The 5,158-nt window shown below is 51.2% G+C and carries 5 protein-coding genes and 2 pseudogenes; all 7 read right to left on the reverse strand.

Translation table 11 applies throughout. From position 1 onward, the window contains the following. Positions 1 to 135: pseudogene (locus tag ABYW01_RS13495) on the reverse strand (endonuclease III); the annotation flags it as partial. Between the two features lie 102 nt (positions 136 to 237). Next, positions 238 to 1,206: a GGDEF domain-containing protein gene (locus tag ABYW01_RS13500; RefSeq protein ID WP_372833532.1), complete on the reverse strand. Its 969-nt coding sequence runs from the start codon at positions 1,204 to 1,206 to the stop codon at positions 238 to 240. Beyond that, on the reverse strand, positions 1,206 to 2,186 hold the full coding sequence (locus ABYW01_RS13505) for a response regulator (RefSeq protein WP_372833534.1): 981 nt from the start codon (positions 2,184 to 2,186) through the stop codon (positions 1,206 to 1,208). The genes ABYW01_RS13500 and ABYW01_RS13505 overlap by 1 nt, the downstream gene beginning before the upstream one ends. Before the next feature lie 114 nt (positions 2,187 to 2,300). Continuing rightward, positions 2,301 to 3,002 (reverse strand): electron transport complex subunit E, encoded by a 702-nt coding sequence (locus ABYW01_RS13510; RefSeq protein WP_372833540.1) that lies wholly within the window; start codon positions 3,000 to 3,002, stop codon positions 2,301 to 2,303. Next, positions 3,002 to 3,637 carry an electron transport complex subunit RsxG gene (gene rsxG / locus ABYW01_RS13515; RefSeq protein ID WP_372833536.1) on the reverse strand — a complete coding sequence of 212 codons (636 nt, stop codon included), beginning with the start codon at positions 3,635 to 3,637 and terminating at the stop codon, positions 3,002 to 3,004. The genes ABYW01_RS13510 and rsxG overlap by 1 nt, the downstream gene beginning before the upstream one ends. Next, the gene (gene rsxD / locus ABYW01_RS13520; RefSeq protein ID WP_372833539.1) at positions 3,637 to 4,698 is read right to left on the reverse strand and encodes an electron transport complex subunit RsxD; all 1,062 of its coding nucleotides are present in this window, start codon (positions 4,696 to 4,698) and stop codon (positions 3,637 to 3,639) included. The genes rsxG and rsxD overlap by 1 nt, the downstream gene beginning before the upstream one ends. Positions 4,699 to 4,717: 19 nt before the next feature. Beyond that, positions 4,718 to 5,158 (reverse strand): annotated as a pseudogene (locus ABYW01_RS13525) (electron transport complex subunit RsxC); the annotation flags it as partial.

A 5,158-nucleotide genomic window follows, 5' to 3' on the forward strand; every position in this document is an offset into this window, starting at 1 on the left:
CACATCTGTCGCCTGTGCTGACAAAATCACAGCGATCAACAACTCAAAGGGCGAGTTGTATTCAAGTTCAGTGGTTGGATTCGGATTATCGTCACGCAGTCGCGTGAAAATCTCGTGGCGTTTCTGTTTATTCATCGGAGGCAGTTTTACAACAAGCAGCGATTAAAGGAGGTGTTCAGTTTGATTATATCGGCAAGATGACGTTCGCAGGCATCTTAAAATAACCCGCGATTCCAGTTACTCGTGATTATAGACATTAAACTGGTTACGGCCATTTTGCTTGGAACGATACAGCGCTTCGTCGGCCTGCCCGATCCACTGCTCAGCATCCTGCACATCAACCTGTATCTCGGCGATACCCAGGCTGATCGTGATATTGATCACTTGCCCTTCAAACTCAACATCCAGTAATTCAGCTGCACGACGAAGGCGTTCGGCAAAGACCTCCGCTTGCGTGGCACTGGTATGCGGTAGAATGACACCAAACTCTTCACCGCCATAGCGCCCGACTATATCGGTTTTCCGGGCATGTCCTGCCATAAGCGCAGCAATCTTGCGAATCACTTCATCACCCGCCGGATGGCCGTAGTTATCGTTCACCGCTTTAAAGTGATCGATATCCAGCAGGATTAACGTGCACGCTTCTTGCCCACGCATAAAGCGATTCAATTCCAGATCCAGACACTCTTGCCAGTGACCGCGATTGAAGAGCCCCGTGAGGCGATCTTCCCGACTCAAAGTTTGTAACTGTCCGTTCACCTCTTCCAGCGCGATACGGCTGACAGCCACATCTGTCACATCATCGATCATCATACTGACAAATTCGACCTGACCGGTTGGCGAGGTCAGGGGCATCAGAGTGACGTTTTGATACATGCGCGCTGCGACACCGGTAATGGGGCGCTGACTTCTAAAATCAAATAAATAAGGTCTTTGTTCCCAGGTAATATACGCGGGACTTTTAAGCTGGAATACGCTGTCGATTTTTCGGCGCAGCCACTCAACTGGCAACTCTGGAAACTCATCAAAAAGATTCTTTTCCCGAATTTTCGCAGGCCCAACCTCTGAATGATTAGACATAAAACCATTCCAAAGCTGGACCTGGTAGCTTTGATCCAGTACAACCAAGCCAACATTCAGGTTGTGTAGCAATCCCAAGTGCCAGTGCAGTTCATCAATATTCAGGCTTTCGTTGCTATCAGTCATCAGAAGAATTTACTCAGTTTTCGCAGCGGCTCTAGAGACTCTTCACTGAACACCAGCATCAGTTCACAACTGTTGCGCTGTTCGTTCAGGCCATACTCAATCGTAATGGACAACGTCTCTTTCCAGCATTCACCGCCAGAAGGAAGTGACGTCATTGCTGGTAGAAGCACCGGTGTTCCACAACTGAATTCGATATCCAACTGACGAGCGAACGATTGCAGGAAGGCACCTATCAGGATATTAGCCAGATCCATGAGCATCTCGTTCTCAAACTCGGTGGTCGCTTCGTAGTTTAACTTCAACAGTTCTGCTACCGACTCAAAACTCTCCGGCGGCAGAGAGATCATTGCTTCACCGGCGATACCCGCGCCAACAAACCCCTGAGATACGACCCGCTTCCCCTGATCGGCGGAAGTTCTTAGTTGCTGCTCCAATTCAGTTCGCGTTACCGATGCCACGACCGGAACCGGTAAATGAACGAAAGCGTCAAGAAATCGAGCCAGACGATCACCTGCACGTCCCATCGCAACGTTGGCAATCTCTTGGTAATAGTCGGGTAGTATGACGGCGGTATCTTCGAGGGGAAGTTCGTCATTTTCGTCTTGCAACTCGCTCAGCAAGCCATAACGCCGCAGGACATCGGAGACAATTTCTTCTGAGAACGGCTTCTGAATAAAGTCGAGCGCGCCCATCGCCAGCACTTGCCGACGGGCCTCGGGTTGAATATCACCAGAGACAACGATGACCATGGTTGGCAAATCTTCAGCCCTGATGCGTTCCAATACCTGATAGCCATCCATGATTGGCATATTCAGATCCAGAAACAGCACATCACCTTTGCCGATACGAATAGCTTCGAGTGCGGTTAATCCGTGTTCTGCATAGCTGACATCGACGTTCCAGTGACTCAAAGCCTTAGCCATCTGTTTACGGGCCAGGTTAGAATCGTCACAAATTACAACTGGAATGGGGTTACTCACACAACAGCTCCGTTGATGTCGCGAGTTGAGGAAAACCACAGACTATCGAATCTTTAATTAGAACACAATGAAGGGAGTATAAACGGAGACACGAACGCATCTCCGTCAGCAGAATCAACCAGTTACACGAACACGCTGGGTTTCTGTTGGTCCGGCAGGCATCAGACGTTTACGGCGCTCTTCCAAACGACCGTCAATGATATTTTTAAGTGCAATCAGCAGGCCCATGCCCACGAACGCACCCGGTGGCAGTACCGCAAACAGGAAGCCGCTATAATCATCCACCAGCACAATTTTCCAGGTCTCTGCCGCGGGCCCAAACAGTAACTGCATGTCAGCAAACAAAGTTCCGCTACCCAACGCTTCACGCATCCCACCGAGCACTATCAAGACAGCACTGAAACCCACACCCATCATCAAGCCGTCCAACAATGACGCAGACACCGGGTTCTTACTGGCAAATGCATCCGCACGCCCCATGATGGCGCAGTTGGTCACGATCAAAGGAATGAAGATCCCCAGAATCTGATACAGCTCGAAGGTGAACGCCTGCATCAACAGCTCGATGGCCGTCACAAACGATGCAATGATCATCACAAAAATAGGCAGCCGCACGGAGCCCGGTACGAACTTACGAAAAGCGGAGATCGTCAGGTTTGATCCCAACAGAACAATGGTACTCGCCAACCCAAGGCCCAGAGCGTTCACCACGGAACCGGTCACCGCCAGCAATGGACACAATCCCAGCAGCTGCACCAACGCGGGGTTATTGGTCCAGAGACCATCAAGCGTAATTTTTTTAACATCAACGGACATCATTCTGCCCTCGCGATCTTCGGCTCTAACAACGCCGCTTTATTAATTCGGAAGTAATCCAGAGCGCGTCCCGTCGCATTAACCACTGCACGCGGTGTGATCGTTGCCCCCGTGAACTGATCAAAGCGACCACCATCTTTTTGTACGGCGAAACTAGCGCGCTGATCGTCATCATTTCTCTGATCATTCAGACTGAGAATCCAGTCGGACTTTTTAAGATCGACCTTATCCCCCAACCCCGGTGTTTCTTTATGTGAAAGTACACGTACGCCTGCAACGCTGCCATCACGCGTGATACCAACAATCATATTGATTGCACCGCTATAACCATCGGGGGCGGTCACGGGCAGAATCACCGCGATCACCTGACCCTCTTTGCGTGCACGATAAGCATCAACCGGCTGATCATGACCGAGCAACCCTGGCGCTACAAATGACACTGTGTCTTCCAGCATATCGTTGTCGATCTGATCACGCGGCACGATCTCATACAACGCTTTGGCCTGCGCTTCACGTTCGTTTTTTTGAATACGATCTTTGGTCGACACCTGAGTGACTGCGATCAGCGCAGCCGTGACGACCGCAAAAATAGTGATGCCCAGCGTACTGCTGCGGATTGCCGTAAACATTTCCATCAGGCATCTCCCTTCATGCCACGGTTCGCCTTAGCATGACCGTAGGTACGTGGCTGGGTGTACTGATCAATAAACGGAGCCGTCAGATTCATCAGCAATACGGCAAACGCTACAGCATCCGGATAACCACCCCAGGTACGGATCACGAAGATCAGCGCACCAATCCCGATACCGAAGTAAATCTTGCCTTTGTTACTGGTGGCAGAACTCACCGGGTCAGTGGCGATAAAGAAGGCCCCCAGCATCGTGCCTCCCACCGTCAGATGGAAAAACGGATCAGCAAAGTAGTCTGGCTCAACGATAAAGAACAGTGTTGAAAGCACTGTCAGGGAAGCCAACATCGCAACCGGCGCATGCCAGGTAAAAACCTTGCGGTAGAGCAGGAAAACACCACCCATAACATAGGCGGCACTCACTGCATGCCATGCACCAATACCGTCTGCCAGCACAGGTACCTGACGCCATGCTTCTTCGGTAGTCAGTCCACCCCGATGACGCAAGGCATCCAGTGGGGTCGCACCGGTATAATTATCAATGAGTGCACTATCGATGCTGCCAAAGATCAGCGATAACGTATCGAACAGGCTCAGTACAGACCAGCTGCTCTCCGCATCAATCATCACAAAAGGTGCTGTCCAGCGGGTCATCTCAACAGGGAATGAGATCAGCAGTAAGGCATACGCCACCATCGCCGGATTAAACGGGTTTTGTCCTAAACCGCCATAGAGGTGTTTGGCAATCACAATCGCCACAAACACACCCACCAGCGTCACCCACCAGGCGGCAAACGGAGGCAGCGCGAGTCCTAACAGGACGGCTGTCACCAGCGCACTGTAGTCACGCAGAACAAAACCCACCGGACGGTTACGCCACTTAAGAATTGCAGCCTCAAAACCGACCGCCAGCAGGGAAGCCCAGATTACGTTGATCAGCGTGCCCCAACCAAAAAAGAAGGTCATCGCAGCCATTCCCGGCAGGGTCGCCATCAGGACCAGACGCATGACATGGCCGGTCTGATTCATCTTATGCAGATGAGGGGAACTGGATCGAATTAAAGCCATCGGTTACTTGGTCCTTAAATCAGTCAATGGTTAGGGTGTCAGGTTGTGCCGCTTCCACGGCACCCCCTGCTGCCACATAGGCCTGCTTGGCCTCTTCATATTTACCGCGTAGCTTTTCCACACCCGCTTTCATCTTCTCAGCGGTGGGAAGACCTTTTTCCTCAGCATTCTTAGCTGCGGCGGCCGCTTTTTCTACTTTGCTACGCGCACTGTCCATATCTGCTTTCAATGCGTCCAGATTGGCTGCGGGCACAATGGGTGCCGACGCATTTAGAGCAGCATCATATGCCTGCTTGGCCTCTTCATACTTGCCGCGCAGTTTTTCCACACCCGCTTTCATTTTCTCGGCGGTGGGTAAACCCTTTTCTTCTGCATTTTTTGCAGCAGCATCGGCTTTCTCAACCTTCGCCAAGGCTTTTTCCATATCTTCTTTCAGAGGCGCCAGATTAACCACAGGTGC

This window comes from Pontibacterium sp. (assembly GCF_041587635.1).
Taxonomy (GTDB): Bacteria; Pseudomonadota; Gammaproteobacteria; order Pseudomonadales; family Balneatricaceae; genus Pontibacterium.

Bases quoted from the DNA above. Each gene is read 5' to 3' on its own strand.
- ABYW01_RS13500 (WP_372833532.1), bottom strand. From the start codon at position 1,206: ATGACTGATAGCAACGAAAGCCTGAATATTGATGAACTGCACTGGCAC.
- rsxD (WP_372833539.1), bottom strand. From the start codon at position 4,698: ATGGCTTTAATTCGATCCAGTTCCCCTCATCTGCATAAGATGAATCAG.
- rsxG (WP_372833536.1), bottom strand. From the start codon at position 3,637: ATGGAAATGTTTACGGCAATCCGCAGCAGTACGCTGGGCATCACTATT.
- ABYW01_RS13510 (WP_372833540.1), bottom strand. From the start codon at position 3,002: ATGTCCGTTGATGTTAAAAAAATTACGCTTGATGGTCTCTGGACCAAT.